Source organism: Streptomyces sp. DH12 (genome assembly GCF_020873895.1).
Classification (GTDB): domain Bacteria; phylum Actinomycetota; class Actinomycetes; order Streptomycetales; family Streptomycetaceae; genus Streptomyces.
In genome coordinates, this window is the sequence record NZ_JAHWGT010000136.1 from 1 (window position 1) to 941 (window position 941).

Below are 941 nucleotides of genomic sequence, written 5' to 3' on the forward strand. Positions count from 1 at the left end.
CTGTGGAAGTGTCGATGAAGGACATGATGACCAGCGTCGAGGGGGCCCTGGGTGCGGCCGTCGTCGACTACTCGAGCGGCATGGCGCTGGGGACGCTGGGAGGGGGGAAGGACCTGGACCTGACCGTCGCGGCGGCCGGCAACACCGATGTGATCCGCGCCAAGGTGCGCACGATGGAACTGCTGGGGCTCACCGGGCAGATCGAGGACATCCTCATCACCCTGGAGTCCCAGTACCACCTGATCCGGCTGGTCACCGGCCGCAGCGGCAACGGCCTGTTCCTGTACCTCGTGCTGGACAAGTCCCGTTCGAACCTGGCGATGGCCCGCCACCAGCTCAGGCGGGTCGAGGAACAGCTGGAAGTGTGAACCGCCCCGCACCCCGGCCGACGCGCGCCCATGATGTGAAGACTTCTTCAAGTCGCGACATGAACATGGCCCCAAGCCGTGGGCGCGCGTCACGCCGGGCCACAAGGATCGGCGGCGAAGGACGGCACATCGTGCGGCGGCGCCCGCCCAGGGCGCCGCCGCGTTCCGGAGAACATCCCCGACGCGGCAGGGAGCGCGCACCCATGCAAGTCCCCCTCTACCAGGCCAAGGCAGAGTTCTTCCGGATGCTGGGGCACCCGGTGCGCATCCGGGTGCTGGAGCTGTTGCAGCACGGGCCGGTGCCGGTGCGGGACCTGCTCGCCGACATCGACATCGAACCGTCCAGCCTCTCCCAGCAGTTGGCGGTACTGCGCCGGTCCGGCATCGTCGTCTCCATACGGGAGGGTTCCACCGTGACGTACGCCCTCGCCGGCGGCGACGTAGCCGAACTGCTCCGCGCGGCCCGGCGGATCCTCACGGAGCTGCTGGCCGGGCAGAGCGAACTCCTCGCGGAGCTGCGGCAGGTGGACGTGCCGGTGCCGTCGGCGCCCGGGGGCGGGCAGGAGTAGGGCG

2 protein-coding genes are annotated in these 941 nt (G+C 69.8%); both read left to right on the forward strand.

Features of this window, described 5'->3' with window-relative positions; all coding sequences use genetic code 11:
- Positions 1–2: 2 nt before the first annotated feature.
- Positions 3–368 carry a hypothetical protein gene (locus tag LPA54_RS33015; protein ID WP_228984429.1) on the forward strand — a complete coding sequence of 122 codons (366 nt, stop codon included), beginning with the start codon at positions 3–5 and terminating at the stop codon, positions 366–368.
- A gap of 203 nt (positions 369–571) precedes the next feature.
- Positions 572–937 carry a helix-turn-helix transcriptional regulator gene (locus LPA54_RS33020; RefSeq protein WP_093766058.1) on the forward strand — a complete coding sequence of 122 codons (366 nt, stop codon included), beginning with the start codon at positions 572–574 and terminating at the stop codon, positions 935–937.
- Positions 938–941: the final 4 nt, after the last annotated feature.